The organism is Akkermansia biwaensis (genome assembly GCF_026072915.1).
Classification (GTDB): domain Bacteria; phylum Verrucomicrobiota; class Verrucomicrobiia; order Verrucomicrobiales; family Akkermansiaceae; genus Akkermansia; species Akkermansia biwaensis.
On the sequence record NZ_AP025943.1, the window covers coordinates 1,699,771 to 1,716,324 of the forward strand.

At 56.8% G+C, this 16,554-nt stretch carries 15 protein-coding genes and 2 pseudogenes; 7 read left to right on the top strand and 10 right to left on the bottom strand.

Translation table 11 applies throughout. The annotated features are described in order from the left end of the window. Nucleotides 1–187: 187 nt before the first annotated feature. Nucleotides 188–703, bottom strand: a complete 516-nt coding sequence (locus OQH67_RS06885) for a SprT-like domain-containing protein (RefSeq protein WP_215711676.1) — start codon at nucleotides 701–703, stop codon at nucleotides 188–190. Nucleotides 704–864: 161 nt separating this feature from the next. Here OQH67_RS06885 and OQH67_RS06890 point away from each other — a divergent pair, with 161 nt between their 5' ends. From OQH67_RS06890 to OQH67_RS06920, 7 genes and pseudogenes are all read left to right on the top strand, one after another. After that, a complete protein-coding gene (locus OQH67_RS06890; RefSeq protein WP_215436654.1) occupies nucleotides 865–1,986 on the top strand; it encodes an acyltransferase family protein in 1,122 nt (373 codons plus the stop codon). 113 nt (nucleotides 1,987–2,099) lie between these two features. Next, the gene (gene rffA, locus OQH67_RS06895; protein ID WP_215436657.1) at nucleotides 2,100–3,242 is read left to right on the top strand and encodes a dTDP-4-amino-4,6-dideoxygalactose transaminase; all 1,143 of its coding nucleotides are present in this window, start codon (nucleotides 2,100–2,102) and stop codon (nucleotides 3,240–3,242) included. After that, nucleotides 3,239–3,736 (top strand): GNAT family N-acetyltransferase, encoded by a 498-nt coding sequence (locus tag OQH67_RS06900; protein ID WP_215436667.1) that lies wholly within the window; start codon nucleotides 3,239–3,241, stop codon nucleotides 3,734–3,736. Before rffA ends, OQH67_RS06900 begins: the two co-directional genes overlap by 4 nt. Further along, nucleotides 3,733–4,671, top strand: coding sequence for a glycosyltransferase family 2 protein (locus tag OQH67_RS06905; protein ID WP_215436670.1), 939 nt, complete (start codon nucleotides 3,733–3,735; stop codon nucleotides 4,669–4,671). The genes OQH67_RS06900 and OQH67_RS06905 overlap by 4 nt, the downstream gene beginning before the upstream one ends. 24 nt (nucleotides 4,672–4,695) lie before the next feature. Then, nucleotides 4,696–5,040, top strand: a pseudogene (locus OQH67_RS06910) (transporter); the annotation flags it as partial. Next, the gene (locus tag OQH67_RS06915) at nucleotides 5,037–5,381 is read left to right on the top strand and encodes an EamA family transporter (RefSeq protein ID WP_215436676.1); all 345 of its coding nucleotides are present in this window, start codon (nucleotides 5,037–5,039) and stop codon (nucleotides 5,379–5,381) included. The pseudogene OQH67_RS06910 and the gene OQH67_RS06915, both read left to right, overlap by 4 nt. A gap of 129 nt (nucleotides 5,382–5,510) precedes the next feature. Continuing rightward, nucleotides 5,511–7,295, top strand: coding sequence for a hypothetical protein (locus OQH67_RS06920; RefSeq protein WP_215436679.1), 1,785 nt, complete (start codon nucleotides 5,511–5,513; stop codon nucleotides 7,293–7,295). A gap of 79 nt (nucleotides 7,296–7,374) precedes the next feature. Here OQH67_RS06920 and OQH67_RS06925 read toward each other — a convergent pair whose 3' ends face one another. The 9 genes and pseudogenes from OQH67_RS06925 to OQH67_RS06965 form a co-directional block, all read right to left on the bottom strand. After that, on the bottom strand, nucleotides 7,375–8,466 hold the full coding sequence (locus OQH67_RS06925) for a hypothetical protein (protein WP_215436682.1): 1,092 nt from the start codon (nucleotides 8,464–8,466) through the stop codon (nucleotides 7,375–7,377). A 109-nt stretch (nucleotides 8,467–8,575) separates the two neighbouring features. Next, the gene (gene bioA, locus OQH67_RS06930) at nucleotides 8,576–9,925 is read right to left on the bottom strand and encodes an adenosylmethionine--8-amino-7-oxononanoate transaminase (protein ID WP_215436697.1); all 1,350 of its coding nucleotides are present in this window, start codon (nucleotides 9,923–9,925) and stop codon (nucleotides 8,576–8,578) included. A gap of 34 nt (nucleotides 9,926–9,959) precedes the next feature. Further along, nucleotides 9,960–10,925 (bottom strand): biotin synthase BioB, encoded by a 966-nt coding sequence (bioB, locus tag OQH67_RS06935; RefSeq protein WP_215436700.1) that lies wholly within the window; start codon nucleotides 10,923–10,925, stop codon nucleotides 9,960–9,962. A gap of 329 nt (nucleotides 10,926–11,254) precedes the next feature. Then, nucleotides 11,255–11,761 (bottom strand): annotated as a pseudogene (locus tag OQH67_RS06940) (sulfatase-like hydrolase/transferase). Further along, on the bottom strand, nucleotides 11,755–12,276 hold the full coding sequence (locus OQH67_RS06945) for a sulfatase-like hydrolase/transferase (RefSeq protein ID WP_215436706.1): 522 nt from the start codon (nucleotides 12,274–12,276) through the stop codon (nucleotides 11,755–11,757). The pseudogene OQH67_RS06940 and the gene OQH67_RS06945 overlap by 7 nt, the downstream one beginning before the upstream one ends. A 241-nt stretch (nucleotides 12,277–12,517) precedes the next feature. Continuing rightward, nucleotides 12,518–13,774, bottom strand: a complete 1,257-nt coding sequence (locus OQH67_RS06950) for a SufB/SufD family protein (protein ID WP_215436709.1) — start codon at nucleotides 13,772–13,774, stop codon at nucleotides 12,518–12,520. A 9-nt stretch (nucleotides 13,775–13,783) separates the two neighbouring features. Beyond that, nucleotides 13,784–15,220, bottom strand: coding sequence for a Fe-S cluster assembly protein SufB (gene sufB, locus OQH67_RS06955; RefSeq protein WP_251828239.1), 1,437 nt, complete (start codon nucleotides 15,218–15,220; stop codon nucleotides 13,784–13,786). Between the two features lie 21 nt (nucleotides 15,221–15,241). Beyond that, nucleotides 15,242–16,000 carry a Fe-S cluster assembly ATPase SufC gene (gene sufC, locus OQH67_RS06960; RefSeq protein WP_218957816.1) on the bottom strand — a complete coding sequence of 253 codons (759 nt, stop codon included), beginning with the start codon at nucleotides 15,998–16,000 and terminating at the stop codon, nucleotides 15,242–15,244. Nucleotides 16,001–16,016: 16 nt separating this feature from the next. Next, the gene (locus tag OQH67_RS06965; RefSeq protein ID WP_082770183.1) at nucleotides 16,017–16,469 is read right to left on the bottom strand and encodes a Fur family transcriptional regulator; all 453 of its coding nucleotides are present in this window, start codon (nucleotides 16,467–16,469) and stop codon (nucleotides 16,017–16,019) included. Nucleotides 16,470–16,554 lie beyond the last annotated feature (85 nt).

Below are 16,554 nucleotides of genomic sequence, written 5' to 3' on the forward strand. Positions count from 1 at the left end.
TGGTCTTCCTTGCATGCAGGATTATTCTAAAAAGATACGGAATGATCGTTTTCCGCTGACGGCAGCCATCAACCCCAATGCCGTCCTTGTTATCAGGGAGGTAATCATTAAAGAAGTGGGGAATCTGCAAAGCCGGAACCCCCAGGCGAATATACCCGGCTTGAGGCCTTTTATCCCCTGGCTGGGCTTACTCGTTTTCATAAGGTTCCAAAGCCAGTTGCCCCAGCGTTTCCGGGCGGTTTTTCAGCGCCAGGCGCTTGAGGTGTTTGGCGAAGGCGGGGCGGCGATGGTATTTGGCCACGATTTCTCCCGTTGTTTTCAGACGAAGAATGTATTTGTACGTAGTGACGCGGATGGCGTCCTGTCTGGCCGCGGCGCGCGGAACGGCTCCTATTTCCCGGCAGATGCGTTTCCACAACGGGCCATGGGTCCGTTCCCCATGGCGGACCCACGCCAGGGCATGGGCTATTTCATGCAGGACGGTGTCCTGGATTTCATGAGGCGCCTCCAGGTTGGCACGGACGAAATGGATGGAAAGAGTAATGCTTTTTTCCTGAAGGCGGCATACGCCCAGCCTCCTCCGTGCTCGGTCCCACCCGAATTGCCAGTCATGCAGCCCGTATTCATCCAGTTTCAAACGGGCATAGGCTTCTATCTCCCGGAAACAGGATGGTCCGCCGGCTTGTTCATTCCCCATGGTCATGTGTGATTTATTGTACCACGTTTGTTTCCGGAAAGGATACGTGCAAGGAGATCATGACGGAGTTGGTCGGCTTCCGCGGAAAACGGGAAAAGAGAAAGCCGTTTTTTCTTTCCGGAAGAGGGAAAGATTGGACGCCCGATTTCCGTATTGGGAATATTGCCATGGATTCAGCACCTGATACCCGGCCGCAGAGGATCGCCGCCATTGATGCACTGCGAGGTTTCGACATGTTTTTTTTAACCGGGGGGCTGGCTCTTGTCGTCGCCGGCATCAACCTGTTTTATGAGAAGAGCCCCGCATGGCTACTGAAACATGCCGCGCACGTCCAGTGGGAGGGGTTTGCGGCCTGGGACCTGGTGATGCCGCTTTTCCTGTTCATTGTGGGTACGGCCATGCCGTTTTCCTTTGGCCGGCGCATCGGTTCGGAACCCGTATGGAAGATTTATTTCAAGGTAATTAAACGGGTGGTGGCGCTGTTTTTGCTGGGAATGGTGGTGCAGGGCAACCTGCTGAGTTTTGAGCCGGACAAGATGTCCCTGTACTGCAATACTCTTCAGGCCATTGGTTCAGGCTATCTGATTGCGGCCATCTGCCTGCTGAATTTGTCCATACGCTGGCAGGTGGCGGCCACGGCCATTCTGCTGGCCGCCTACTGGCTGGTGATGAAGTTTGTTCCTTTCTCCGATCCTGCCGTTGGGTCGTGCGCGGCGGGAGTTCTGGAACCCGACAGGAATGTAGCCCTGCTGGTGGACAAGTACCTGATGGGCTCCTGGCAGGACGGCACGAATTACGCGTGGATTCTGGGGCAGTTCGGTTTTGGGGCCATGACCATGCTCGGATTGCTGGGCGGCCAGATGTTAAAGCTCGTCCAGGGGCACGGAAAAAAGCTGCTCTGTCTGGCTGCCGCCGGGCTGGGTTGTCTGGCGCTGGGGTATTTCTGGAGCCTTGATTTCCCCATGATCAAGAAGTTGTTCACCAGTTCCATGGTTTTGTGGGCCGCCGGCTGGTGCTATCTGCTTCTGGCCCTGTTTTACGTGCTGACGGATGTTCTGAGGCTTAACTGGCTGACGTTCTTTTTCTCCGTTATAGGGAGCAATGCCATTTTCGTGTACATGTGGACGGAGGTGTGCCCGCCCACGCGCAATTTTTCGCGTGTGCTTTTTACCGGATTCAGCGAGTGTTTCGGCGACGGGCGGCAGTTCGTTTTTTATTTGTGCAATTACGGCCTGATCTGGAGCGTCCTGTATTATCTGTATAAAAACCGGACGTTCATCAAGGTATAGGCTTGTTTTCAGTCCTTCATCCATAGTAGGGTCTGCTTCATGCGGACGGAGCCGTCCGTCCTGGGGTTGAGATGCCCGCATGGGCGGCCTGCCCGCAGGTTTCTTTTGGAGCCATGAATATTCCTTTCAACCAACCTCATGAGCACGGTCCCGAGCTGGATTATATTCGGGACGCCATTCATTGCGCCCATTTGTCCGGAGACGGCAAATACACCCGGAAGTGCCATGAGTTACTCGTAGAGCGCACAGGCGCCAAAAAAGCGCTTCTCGTCCATTCCGGAACCGCCGCCCTGGAAATGGCCGCCCTGTTGATTGACTGCAGACCCGGAGACGAGATCATCATGCCCTCCTATACATTTGTGTCCACCGCAAACGCCTTCGTTCTGCGCGGCGCGGTGCCGGTGTTCGTGGATATCAGGCCGGATACCCAGAATATTGACGAGACGCTGATTGAAGCGGCCATTACGGAGCGGACGCGGGCCATTTGCGTGGTTCACTACGCGGGCGTGGCGTGCGAGATGGATACCATCATGAATATCGCTCGCAGGTATCATCTGTACGTGATTGAAGATGCGGCCCAGGGCGTGGGCTCCTCCTACAAGGGGCGCAAGCTGGGGTCTATCGGGCATTTGGGGTGCTACAGTTTCCACGAGACCAAAAACGTCATTTGCGGCGAGGGGGGAGCCCTGCTGGTGAATGATCCCGCATTCATGGAGCGTGCGGAGATTATCCGGGAGAAGGGAACGAACCGTTCCAAGTTTTTCCGGGGGCAGGTGGACAAGTACACCTGGGTGGACGTAGGGTCCTCCTATCTTCCCGGAGAGATGACGGCCGCCTATTTATATGCCCAGCTGGAACATGGGAAGGAGATCAACGGAGAGCGGCGGAAATGGTGGAACATGTACCATCAGGCCCTGGAGCCTCTGGAGAAGGCCGGTGTGCTGAAACGCCCCTGCGTTCCGGCGGATTGCGTGCATAACGCCCATATGTATTACGTTCTGCTCAATTCCCTGGAGGAGCGCACCAGTCTGATCGGCAAACTGGCGGAGGAGGGCATCAAGGCCGTGTTCCACTATATTCCGCTTCATTCCGCTCCGGCAGGCGTGAAATTCGGGCGTACCGCCGGCAGCATGGCCTGCACGGACCGCACCAGCGATACCCTGCTCAGGCTGCCTTTGTATTATGATTTGGGCGCGGAGGGCTGCCGTCGCGTGCTGAAAGCCGGTTTTGGCGTGGAAGGAGCGGCGGAATCATGAGACTGCGTTTGGTTAACGTGTCCGATGTGGACGAAGCCATGCGCGCACAACTCCGCGTATGGCGCAATTCCGATATGGTCAGCCCCTTTTTTCTGCTGGACCAGGTAACGGAAGAACAGCACAGCGCATGGCTGGAGAAAAACGTCCGCGGCGAGAATGCCTGCGCCTGCGTGATTTATGCGCACCAGGTTCCGCTCGGCCTGGTGTATCTGCCGTGGTTTGACCGGGAGTCCCGCCAGGGCGAGATCGGTATTTATATTTACAACCGGGATTTTCAGGAATTGCGGCCCGCTTCCTTTGCCTATGAAGGGATGATGGATGTTGCCGCAAAAGATCTGGGTTTGAAACGCCTGTGCGCCAGGATTCTGGAGGATAACGCCAAGTCCGTCCATTTTCATGAACGCATGAGGTTTAAGTTCTCCCCGGAAGATACGGGGGAATGCGTCAAGAATGGGGAAAGAAAACGTGTTCTGATGTACGTGAAAGATTTATGACTGATCCGCAGATTCAATTGTCCATTGCGGCTACGGTGTATTGCACGGGGGGGTACTTGGCGGAGTTCTGCTCCCGCTGTTTTTCCGCTGCCTGTGCGGCTGGTTACGATCCGGACCGGACGGAAGTGGTGCTGGTGAACGACGGCTGCCCCAGGGACGGGCTGGAACGGGCTCTGGCGGAGCGGGAGAAGGACCGGAGGGTGCGCGTGGTGGATTTGTCCCGCAACTTCGGGCATCATCTGGCCATGTACGTGGCCTGCGAGGAAGCGCGCGGGGAGAGGGTATTTCTGATTGACAGCGATCTGGAGGAGTCGCCCGAATGGCTGGAGGATTTTTCCAGGAAGATGGACGATACTGGGGCGGATGTGGTGTATGGCGTGCAGGAGAGAAGGAAAGGCGGCTTTTTTGAGGCCGTGTCCGGCGAGTTGTTTTATACCCTGTTCAACCTGCTTTCCGACCAGCAGATCACAAAGAATATGGTAACCGCGCGCCTGATGAGCGCGCAGTTTGTGCGTGAGATGCTGAAGTTCCAAGACAGGGAACCCTTCTTTTTCGGCCTGTGCGTTGCCACCGGATTCCGGCAGGTGCCGTGCACGGTGAAGAAGGCTTCCTCCTCCCCTACGACTTATACGTTTCGCAAGAAGATGGCGCTGGCAGTGAATTCCGTGGTTTCCTACAGTGCCAAGCCCCTGGTGTATATTTCCTATTTCGGGTTGGCGGTGACTTTGGTCGCCATGCTGTATGTGGCATGGATTCTGGGGCGGCAGCTCCTGTACAACGTGGCGCCGACGGGCTGGGCGTCTTCCGTGGCCTCTGTCTGGCTGGTCGGCGGCTTTATTCTGATGAGCCTGGGCGTCATCGGCATCTATATTTCCAAAATTTACAAGGAGACCAAGCACAGGCCTTCCGTGATCGTGGCCCGGCGTTACGAGTAACTTCCCGGCCGTTTCCTTTTTCTCTCTTTCATGATTAATTATCTGGTTTTACATCTTCTTTTCATTGTCTATGCCTTCAACACGATGATGGGGCGTATGGCCGCTCCCTATGGCTGGATGGACTGGCACAGGTATGTCCTGCTGTGCGGCGTGCTGCTGCTGCTGGGCATTTACGCCATAGGATGGCAAGTCATGCTGAAGAGGTTTAATCTGGGCGTGGCGTACGCCAACCGCTCCTCAGTCGTGATCTGGGGCATTCTGCTGGCATGGCTGTGTCTGGGGGAAGCCCTTTCCTGGACGCTGGCTCTGGGCGCGGCCATGATCATCGGTGGAATTATTCTGGTATCCACGGAGGAGGACGCATCATGAATGAGGGATTTTATATCGGCCTGACCCTGTTTTCCGTCTTTATGGCGTCCTGTTCCCAGGTGATTTTAAAGAAGTCCGCCATGAATGACCGGTTGTCCGGCCTTTCTTATTTCGTAAACCGGGCTACCGTGTCTGCGTATGCCATTTTTTTTGGGTGCAGCCTGCTTACGTTTTACTGCCTTTCCCATTTGCCGATGGTGACGGTGAACGTGTTGGAGTGTTCCGCCTACGTGTATATTCTTTTTTTTGACCGCTTTTTTTTCGGAAAGCCGGTGACGCTGCGCAAAGTGGCCGGAAACCTGCTGATCATTATCGGCATTATTGTGTGCCTGAACCGTTGAAGCGCCGGGGGACATTTATGGCCGGAAGGCCGGGAATGAAATGGATACAGCTCTTGACTTTCGTTTTTCCCGTTTCTAGTATGCGTGCCCCGGCCGGGAACCATGGCCGGGCAGTCAGGGAATTTGCTTATGATGAAACAGGTCTGGAGATGGATATCGCTTTTGCCCCTGCTTCATCCGGTATGGTTCAATATTATCCTGCTGGTTCTTGCCTGGAGTATTGTCGGCGTTGCCTACCAGTCCAATGACGATTTGGTGATCGCCTCCGTACTGGATGGCTGGGGCGATCCTTCCTATGCCGATGCGCACGTCATTTTCGTCAATCCCCTGCTGACGAGGTTTCTTCTAATGATCGCCCCCGTTCTGGGCGGATTGTCCGTCTGGCCGGTGTTTCTGGCCGTTGCTACGCTGTCCAGCGGAGCCGCCATTTTCACGATGCTTACGGCGCATGCCCGCAAGGCGCGCAGCTATGATTTCACGACGCTTGTGCTGCTGCTGGTATGGCTATTGATTATGCCTGGCTTTTATGCCGCCCTTCAGTTCAGCCATGCTGCGTTTCTCGTGGGTTTTACCGGGGTGCTTACCTGCCTGAAGCATGGTTCTTCATCCTGGTGGAAGCTGGTTGCGGGCGTCTTTTTATGTGTTTTGGGGAGCATGATCCGGCTGGATGCCGCCCTGGTGTGCGATGCCTTTTTCGGGGCGGTGTTGGCAGCGGGGAGCATGGACGGGTTCCGGCCCTCCTGGGAAAAGCTTCGTTCCCGGGGACGCCTCTGGGGAGCCCTGGCATGCGTGTTTGCCTTTTCCTACGGCTTGAACGGATACAACAGGCATGCCCACCGCAGCGTGTTTGAGGGATGTGACGTGGCTGCCTGGAACGAGGCCCGCGCCTTGTTGTCCGATACGTCTCCCATCCGTTCGGAGGACGAGTACGAATGTGCTTCCTACGGGGTGTTTGCCAACGACATCAAGATGGTGCAGATGTTCACGAATTGCGATATGGAGGTGTTCAACACCGACTATTTGAGAAGACTCAGGCTGGCGCGGGACGGGAACGATTTCTGGCCCAGAATGTGGATTCGCGGAGAGAAGGCCCTGCATTTGTTTTCCTGGGATTCCATCGTGGACCTTCTGCCCTGCTGGATTTTGTTTGGACTGGCCTGCCGCGCCTCCTTTCGCCGCGGGGATTCTCCGGCGCTCCTGTGTTGTGTGGGCGGCCTTTTGGTGCTGGTTTTGTTGTACATGGCCAGCATAGACCGCCTGTATTTCCGGGTGGTGTATCCCACATTCCTGATTGCCGGGTTATGCCTGCTCAGGCCGGAGTATTTCCAGGCCGTCCACGTCAAATGGACGGGGAAGGGGGCTTTGACGGGCAGCTTGCCCATGTTCTGCGCGTTTGCCGTCTCTCTTTCCCAGGCGTGCGCCGCCGTTTGGGAGGCCAATATGGAGTCGTTTTCCCCGGAGGCGGGGCGCCTGCTGTGCGAACGGGTGGACCGGGAGCCGGATTCCCTGTTTTGTGTGCAGATGTCCGGCGGCACTATTGATGACCTGGCTCCCGGGCAGTCCGTTTTCCGCAAGGCGTGGAGCTGTTCCCGGAAAAACGTGGTGACGCTGGGCGGATGGAATTTTCCGCTGAAGCCCGTGCAGAAGAAGTTGCAGGAAATGGGCTGGAATGGACAGACCGCCCTGAATCTTTGCCGGGACAACGTTTATATCGTCTGCCTGACGCCCCAGGGAGACCTTTCCGATATGGACAGGAAGTTTTTTACGATGCTTTGCCGCCACATATGGGAACACCACGGCATCCGCACGGCGTGGCACCTGGATGAAAATATTGAAGGAGTGCGCATTTACCGCCTGCGCAAGACCTGGTTCCAGCCTGGCAGGGACGGCAGGGAACGGCCTCCGGTTTTATAGGGAGGAGCTCGGTCCGGATAACAAAAATCCCCCGGTTGACGGACCGGGGGATGAAAAAAGGGTAACCTGCAAGGCTCCTTTAAAAGCGCGGCGGACCTCCCGGCTGCCGGCGGGCGGTGCGGTCTTCACGGAGTTTTTCCTTCTCCGCCGGGCTCAGGAGCAGGTATTCCAGGTCCCGGATGGCCCGTTGCTTGTCGTTGGGGTCCTTGATGCCGGGAAGCAGGCTCTTCATCTTGTCCAGAGAAGCAACCTGGTCGCCGAGTTCAAAGCAGGCTTTTTCCCGTTCCCACTGCCTTTTAAGCAGGAAGTTGGCTTTTTCCACTTCAGCCGTTTTCTTGTCGCTGGCGGTGTTGTTCATCAGCAGAGCCAGTTCCAGGCCGATGCGCTTGTTCCAGAGCTTGCGGAAGTTTTCCACATCCTTGTTTTCCTTGTAGGGAACCAGAAGCACGCGGTCGAAGATGCCGTTGAGGTCCATCAGGTTGTCCGGCAGGGTTTCCGACCGGTAGTCGCTGATGTTCAGGTAGGTCCGGATGACGTCGCTGGCTCCGCCCACCATGGCGAGCTGTTCGCCCACATCCTTGGCGTTGGCGGCTACTTCATCCAGCATGGACAGCACGCTGGGGGAAATGTTGATTTCGCGCTCGTTTTTTTCCGCCTCCGCTTTTTTCAGGCAGAGCAGCATCCATTTGCACTGGAGCTGCAGGGCCTTTTTAAAGCCGGGAGCCACATTGTTGCCCGTGTTCTGCTTGCGCCAGTTGGAGAAGGCGGAGCTGGGGCTTTCATTCTGGCTGCTGCCGTTGCGGCCATTGCTGCCGCCTCTACCGCCGTTCATGGCGGGCATGCGCATCATCCGGTAACCGCCGCCGCCGCGGTTCAGCATGCGGGACATCATGCTGGTGGGATTCAAGAATCGGTCTTTCATGGCGTCCACGTAGAGTTTCATGGCGGCGTTTTCCGTGGCGATGGCCGTCGTCAGGGCAGCCACGGCTTTTTGAAGACGGGCCGAACTGGTGTTCAGGTGCCCGGTTTTGACTTCCTTGAGCCATTCCGCCGCTTCTTTTCTGGCGGAATCGGAAAGCAGTTCCTGGGCCTGGCAAAAGCCGGAACCCATGACAAGGAGGATGAGCGCGGAAAGCGCCGGACGTTTATACAGGGGGGTGAAGTGTATCATGACGGTGTGGAGGGTTTACAGGTTATTTTAACAAACACCGTGCGTGAAAAAAAGTTTCATCTTTCCTTCAAAAAAAATGACGGGTATATTGTTTTACTGCGGAAAATGTTTATCCCAGCACTTTCCGGATGCAGCCGACGCAGATGGAAACAGCCTCCTGCATCTCTTCCGGAGAGATAACGAGGGGCGGGTTGAAGTACAGCACGTCGCCCAGCGGGCGGAGCAGCAGTCCCTGTTTGAGGGCTTCCTTGTAAATTTGGTAGCCCAGGCGGCGTTCGGAGGGGAAGCTTTTCCTGCTTTCCCGGTCTTCCACCAGTTCAATGGCGTTGACGAGTCCCAGATGGCGGATTTCCCCCACATGGGGATGATCTCCCAAGGCATCCACGATCAATTGATGGAAGAAGGGGGCCTTTTCCCGTGCACGGGGAATGATTTGTTCTTCATCCAGCACTTTCAGAACGGCCAGAGCGGCGGAACAGCCCAGAGGGTTGCCGGCATAAGTGTGGCTGTGCATGAAGGCTTTCCCCTCCCGGTAGTCCGCATAAAAGGCATCGTAGATTTTTTGCGTAGTGATGGCGATGGACATGGGCATGTAACCGCCCGTCAGCCCCTTGGAGATGCACATGATGTCCGGAGTGATTCCCGCCTGGTCGCACGCGAACATGCTGCCCGTACGGCCAAATCCCGTGGCGATTTCATCCGCAATGAGATGGACGTCGTAGGAATCACACAGGGTGCGGAGTTTGGCAAGATAGGAAGGCGGGTACATTCTCATGCCGGCCGATCCCTGGAGCAGGGGTTCCACCAGCAGGGCGGCGCATTCCTCACCGTGGCGGGCGAATACTTCCCGCGCCGCATCAATGCATTCCGCCTGGCAGCATTCCCGTTTTTTTCCTTTGGGACAGCGGTAGCAGTCCGGGGCGGGAATGCGCACGATGTCCAGCAGAAGAGGCTTGTAGAGTTCCGAGTACAGGTCCAGGCCGCCGACAGACAGGGCGCCCAGAGTTTCCCCGTGGTAGCCGTCGCTCAGCGACATGAAGCGCACTTTCCGGCGGTTGCCCGTCTGATAATGGTATTGGAAGCTCATCTTCATGGCGGATTCGATGGAAGCCGAGCCGTTGTCGGAAAAATTGAATTTGCAGAGTCCCACCGGAATTTTTTTCATTAATTCCTCGCACAGGGTGATGGCGGGCTTGTGCGAGAAGTTGGCGAAGATGACGTGCTCCAGGGAATCAAGCTGGTTCTTGACGGCCTGGCTGATTTTGGGATGGCAATGGCCCAGCAGGTTGCACCACCAGGAACTGACGACGTCCATGTAGCGCTTGCCGTCCACGTCGTACAGGCTGATCCCCCGGCCGTGGTCGATAACGATGGGGGGCAGCGTTTCATAATCCTTCATCTGGGAACAGGGGTGCCAGATGTATTCCAGATCTTTTTTTGACCAGTCAGCGTGATTCATGATGAAGGGGAAGGGATGGCAAGCCGGGGAAAGCTTATTTCATGCGGACTTCATAGCCCAGTTCCGCGAGCATGGCCAGATCCTCCCTGATCGTTACTCCGGAGGTGGTGAGCATGTCTCCGGAGATGGCGGCGTTGGCCCCGGACATGAAGATTTTCCGGCCGTGGTCCCGCATGGTGTTCCGTCCCGCGGCAATGCGGACGAATCCGTCCGGCATGATGAAGCGCACCAGCGCCACGATGCGCAATTGCTCTTCTTCCCCCAGCGGTGTCATGTCCGCATAGGGGGTGCCGGGAATGGGGGTCAGGAAGTTGACGGGAACGGATTTGATACCCAGGGAGGCAATGTCCATGTACATGTCAATCCTGTCTTCCCATGTTTCTCCCAGCCCCATGATGCCGCCGCTGCATACTTCCAGCCCGGCTTCCATGGCCCATTTGATCGTCTGGATCTTGTCGTCGTACGTGTGGGTGGTGCAGATGTTCGGGAAGTTGCGGCGGGAGGTTTCCAGATTGTTGTGGTAACGGGTGACGCCCGCCGCCTTCAACTGCTCGCAATGCTTTTTGGAGAGAAGACCGTGAGAGGCGCACAGGGAGATGCCGCATTGGGCGGAAATGTTTCTGTAGCTGGCGCAGAGCTGTTCCACGTCCGCATCCGTCAGCCTTTTGCCGGAAGTGACAATGGAGTAGCGCAGGATTCCCTTGTTTTCATTGTATCTGGCTCCCGCCAGCAGCGCTTCGTCGCTCAGCAGGGGGTATTCCTCCACAGCCGTGGAGTAGTGCGCGGACTGGGCGCAGTATTTGCAGTTCTCCGAGCATCTGCCGCTGCGTCCGTTGATGATGGTGCAAAGGTCGAAGACGTTTCCGCAGAAATGTTTGCGGATGGCATTGGCTGCCCGGCACAATTCTTCCAGCGGCTCCCGGCGCAGGGCCAGTAGTTCTTCTCTGGTGCATGTTCCGCCCTGGAGCACCCTGGAAAGAAGGGAAGAAGTAAGATTCATGCGGGAAAGATTACCTCCGGGGCGTGGTACGTCAAGGGTAGAGTTGAAGGGGGCCGGGGATGGAAGCTCCCGTTTTTGCCCGCGTTATTTGTCCGTTTGTTCTGGAGTCCTGTAGCACAGAACCGGGAGAGGGTTTGTACTCCTTGCTCGGAACGGAGACGGCCACCTGGCCTCCGTAGCCGTCGCCGGTCCAGACCAGGGGGGCTCCGGTCTTTCAGAACCGTTTTTTTGTCGAGCAGGACGGAGGAAAGGTCTATTCCGAGTGGGGAACCTGTATCCGCTCCCGCCAGGGCGCACAGCGTAGGCATCACATCGGCATGGAATGACGGCTAGGTGATGATTCTGTCGGGAGAGATTTTTCCGGGCCAGCGGATGGTGTCGGGGACCCTGATTCCCCCTTCGTAAAGCTGGCCTTTCAGTCCTTTCAGACTGTCCACGGAGTTGAAGAATTCATGGTCCACGCCGCCTACATCATGCGTCGTGCCATTGTCACTGGTGAAGATGACGATGGCGTTTTTCTCAAGGCCGCATGTTTCCAGCGTTTACAGCAGGCGGCCCACATTGTGGTCCATCTGGGAGATCATGCCGGCATAGGCCGCCCTGGGACGGGGATGGGGCAAATAGCCGTTTTCTCCCCGGTAGGGGCGCTTGTCCCAGCCGCGCGGGTAACGGTCAATCCATTCCTGCAGGGGCTGCATGGTCACGTGGGGTTCCAGCGGGGCGTAATACAGGAAGAAGGGCGTTTTTCCGTGTGTCTGCCGTCTGATGAATTCCAGTATTTTATCTGCAATCAGATTGGAACTGTGTTTTTCCGCGCGGTAGGCGTTCGTCAGCACTTTCCTCTGCGGCTGGGAGCCGTGCTTGATGGTGACAGCGGCAGGGAGGTGTTGGGTATTTTCTTTTTCCCGTCATTCCGAAGATAGGGAGGATAGTAGGTGTGGCAGGATTTCTGGTCCGTATAACCATAGAATCTGTCCACGCCGTGCTTGTCCGGGGCGCTCGTGGTCCCAAAGTCGCCTATGCCCCATTTGCCGAATACTGCGGTGGTGTAGCCGGCTTTTTTCAGGGCTTCCGGGAGCGTATAGGTTTTCGTTCTGATGGGCCAGTCTCCCTTGAGGTCCCGCCAGTTTTCGCGGGCATCCACGCGTTTCAGGTCCTGAACGTCGCAGTTGTCCGTGTGTTTTCCGGTCAGCAGGACGTTGCGGGAGGGGGAGCAGACCGGAGCGCTGGAGTAGAAGTATACCCATCGCTGGCTTTCGGAAGCCAGTTTGTCGAGATTCAGGGTCTTGATTTTCTTCTGCACGTAGCACCCCACTTCCGCCCAGCCCAAATTGTCTGCGTTAATGAGCACGATATTGGGGCGTTCCGCTCCGGCCGCATGGATGGAGAGAAGGAATATGCCAGGTAACAGAAACGGAGAAAATACATGCTGCAGGATATACAGTCCCGGAAAGCATGAGATTTCATGCAACAGGAGCAGCCCGGAACGGAGGCCGCATTCCGGAATAAACGGCGGAGCCGTGTTTCTGCCGGCGGAAAAACCGTTGATGGCCGCCGGAGGGCGGTCCGGGACGTATCTGGAGAAACGGAGATCAGGACAGGACAATGTTTTCCACCGCGGTGCGGATGGCTTCATCGCTGAATTGGTCCAGGGCATGCTTCAGGAAGCCCCGTGCAATCATGCTGCGGGCCGTTTGCTCCGGAATACCACGCGAAAGAAGGTAGAAGATTTCTTCCGGGGAGATGGACGATGTGGCGGAACCGTGGGAGCACTGCACCCGGTCCGCAAGGATTTCCAGACCCGGAATGGAGTTGGTTTCCGCCTGCGGACTGAGGATCAGGTTGCGGTTGCTCTGGTAGGCGCTGGTGTCGTGCGCTCCCTCCTCCACCAGGATCATGCCGCTGAAAACACTGGCGGAGTCGTCGTCCAGCACGCTGGCGTAAAACAGATTGCTGGAGGCTCCGCGGTAGCGGTGCCTCTGGTAGGTCCGCTGGTCCAGCTGCTTGCGTTCTTTCAGATGATTGGCGGAGAGCAGGCGTACATGGGCTCCGTCTCCCGTCAGGACGCAGACCGTTTCCTGCCTGGACCATGCCGCGCCCGGATGGCTGGCCAGGTGTTCCATTTCCGCGGAATCGTCCGCCGTGATGTGGGTGAGCTCCACGGCACGGGACCGGATGTTGAGTTCCTGCACCAGGGCGTATTTGATGGAGGAAGCGGAAGAAAGATGGTGCTGTTGCATGGCTCCGCAGAATTGCATGCCATGGTCCGCACTGATGTGGCGCTCCAGGATACGGAGACGGCCTCTGTTTTCCGTGATGACCAACGTGTAAGGGAAGACGGCTACATTGTCTCCGGAGATGAAGTGGAAGATTTCCAGAGGCCGGGAGATTTCCCTGTCCGCCAGGATGACCAGTCCGTTCTGCTGAAGGGCCGCGTTCAGCGCGGCCAGACGTTCGGAGCCCAGCATTTCAGGCATGTTTTCCAGATGTTTCCGCGCCAGGTCCGGGTATTGGAGAACGAAGTCTTCCAAATCCATGACGGAGAGCCCTTCCGGGAGTTTCTCCGGCATGGAGACGGGCAGTCCGTTGGCATACACTACCCGGAGGGCGTCCGGCATGGAGGCATGGTCCCGGATGATGGCTGCCAGGGTTTCCGGGGCCAGGGGGGATGCCGCTTCAAATCCTTCCAGGGATTCGTTGGCGGGAGCTCCGAACCGCCATGATTCCATGTGACGGGAAGGTTCGGGAAGCTGTACTGCCCGTTCCTTCATCTGCCTGTGCCGCGCTTCAAACCATTCGGGGAGGAAGCCTGCCGGAAACCGTTCGTCGTTGAGCAATTGATTCATCATTTCCTTCCTTTATCCGATGCTGTCTTCCATTTCCAAGTCAATGAGCCTGCGCAGCTCCACGGAATATTCCATCGGGAATTCCTGTACGAGATCGTTGATGAAGCCGTTGACCGCCAGGGACATGGCCGCCGCTTTCGGAATGCCGCGCTGCTGCATGTAAAAGAGCATTTCCTCCGAGACCTGAGAGACGGACGCTTCATGCTGCACCATGTTCCGGTCTCCCTTCACCGTGATGGCGGGGTAGGTATCCGTGCGGCTGTTGGACGCCAGCAGCAGAGCGTCGCATTCCGTATTGTTCTTGCAGCCCTTGAACCCCTTGCCCATGACGACTTGGCCGCGGTAGCTGGCGCGGCCTTCTCCGATGCTGATGGATTTGGAGACAATGTTGGACGTAGTGTCGTCCGCCGCGTGGATCATTTTGGCGCCGGTGTCCTGGTGCTGGCCCGTATTGGCCAGTGCGATGGAGATGACTTCCCCCCTGGCCCTTTTGCCCTTGAGGACCACGGCGGGGTATTTCATGGTAAGGCCGGAGCCGATGTTGCAGTCAATCCAGCGGATTTCCGCGTCTTCCATGGCAAGGCCGCGCTTGGTGACCATGTTGAATACGTTGGAGGACCAGTTCTGCACGGTGACGTACTGGATTTTCGCTCCTTTCAAGGCCACCAGTTCCACGACGGCGGAGTGGAGGGTGGACGTTTCAAACTGGGGCGCCGTGCAGCCTTCCATGTACATGAGTTCCGCGCCTTCGTCCGCGATGATGAGGGTACGCTCGAACTGGCCGAAGTTTTCCGAGTTGATGCGGAAGTATGCCTGAAGCGGGTGCTTGAGTTTAACCCCCTTGGGCACGTAGATGAAGGAGCCGCCGGAGAAAACCGCACTGTTCAGGGCGGAGAATTTGTTGTCACCCGTAGGGATGACTTTCCCGAACCACGGACGGAAGATTTCTTCATGGTTTTTGAGGCCTTCCGTCGAGTTGACGAAGATGACGCCCTGGCTCCGCAGTTCCTCCTTCATGTTGGAGTAGGCGGATTCGGAGTCGTACTGGGCTTCCACGCCTGCCAGGAATTGCCGCTCCTGTTCCGGCACGCCCAGGCGCTCAAAGGTGCGCTTGACATCTTCCGGCACGTCTTCCCAGCTTCTTTTGGGCCGCTCTCCGTCGGAAAGGTAGTAGCGTATCTGGGAGAAGTCTATTTTTTCAATTTCCGGGGAGGCCCAATGCGTGGGCATGGGCTTGCTTTCAAAGACGGCCAGGGCGTTTTTGCGGAAACGGCGTATCCAGTCCGGCTCGTCCTTGACGTCGCAGATGTAGTCGATGGTGGCCTCCGTAAGGCCGTAGCCGGCGTCGAATTTGTGGCGTTCCGGGAAGGAGAAGTTTCCCTTGCTCCGGTCGAAGTCAAACAGGTTTTGCGCGCTGTCGTTCGCAGGCGTGTCAGGTGTTTCGCTCATGATGACTGCCGGATTGCCGGGTTATGCGTTGGTCGCTCCTTCGGTTTCCTTCAGGAATTCATATCCCCTGCTTTCCAGTTCGTCCACCAGTTCTCCGCCCCCGGTGCGGACAATTCGTCCGCCGGCCAGCACGTGGACCACGTCCGGCTTGATGTAGTCCAGCAGGCGTTTGTAGTGGGTGATCACCAGGAAGCTGCGGAAGGGGGAGCGCATGGAGTTGACCCCTTCGGAGACGATGCGGAGGGCGTCGATGTCCAGGCCGGAGTCCGTTTCGTCCAGAATGGCGTAAAGGGGGTCCAGTAGGAGCATCTGGAGGACTTCGTTGCGTTTTTTCTCCCCGCCGGAAAAGCCTTCATTCACGGCGCGGGAGGTGAATTGGCGGGACATGCCGAGCTGGTCCATTTTCGCGTAAAGCATCTTGTAGAACGTGACGGCGTCAAGTTCCTCCCCCTGGGGCATGCGCGCCTGCATGGCCGCACGCAGGAAGTTGGCGTTTGACACGCCGGGAACTTCCATGGGGTATTGGAAGGCCAGAAAAAGGCCGGCACGGCTGCGTTCGTCAATGCTCATGTCCAGCAGATTTTGTCCGTCCAGCCAGACTTCCCCGTCCGTCACCTCGTAGTCCGGATGGCCGCAGAGGACTTTGGAGAGCGTGCTTTTCCCGGAGCCGTTCGGCCCCATGATGGCGTGCACTTCCCCCTTGGGGATTTCAAGATTGATGCCTTTAAGAATTTCCGTGCCTTGCACGCTGGCGTGCAAATTTTTAATGACCAAGCTCATGATGTAAAAGAAGGAATTAACCCTGCGGTGTAATGATGGAACCCCTCAAGGTGATTTGGGCCTCTTCCACGCATACGTCGTCGGGCAGATTGATGAATTCCCTCAGGTCCACGCCTTCCTTGATGGTAATGTCGTAAATCCGGCCGGTCCGGGTGTCCTGGAAGTGGCCGTGATCGACGAGGTTGGGACAAAAGCGGGAGGAACTGCGTTCAAAGTTGACCTGATTGACAAGGCCATGGTTTACCAAAGCCTCCAAGCAGTTGTAAACCGTCGCCAGGGAGATGCTGGGGAGTTTTTTGCGGACCCGGTGGTAGACTTCATTGGCTGTGGGGTGGTCGCGCTGTTCCAGAAGGACCTGGTATACTTCCTGCCGTTGCTTGGTGAGTCTCAAGCCGGAAATGACTGGAAGGGTAGAAGCCGTTTTTACGGCGTCTGAGGTATCTGTTTTGGAACTCGTTTTATATTTCATGCTCTGCGGGAATAGTGGAGAAGGCACTATCATTTTGCAAGAACAATTCCTGTTCTTTGTTTTGAGTGGCCGGGGCGGGAAGGAA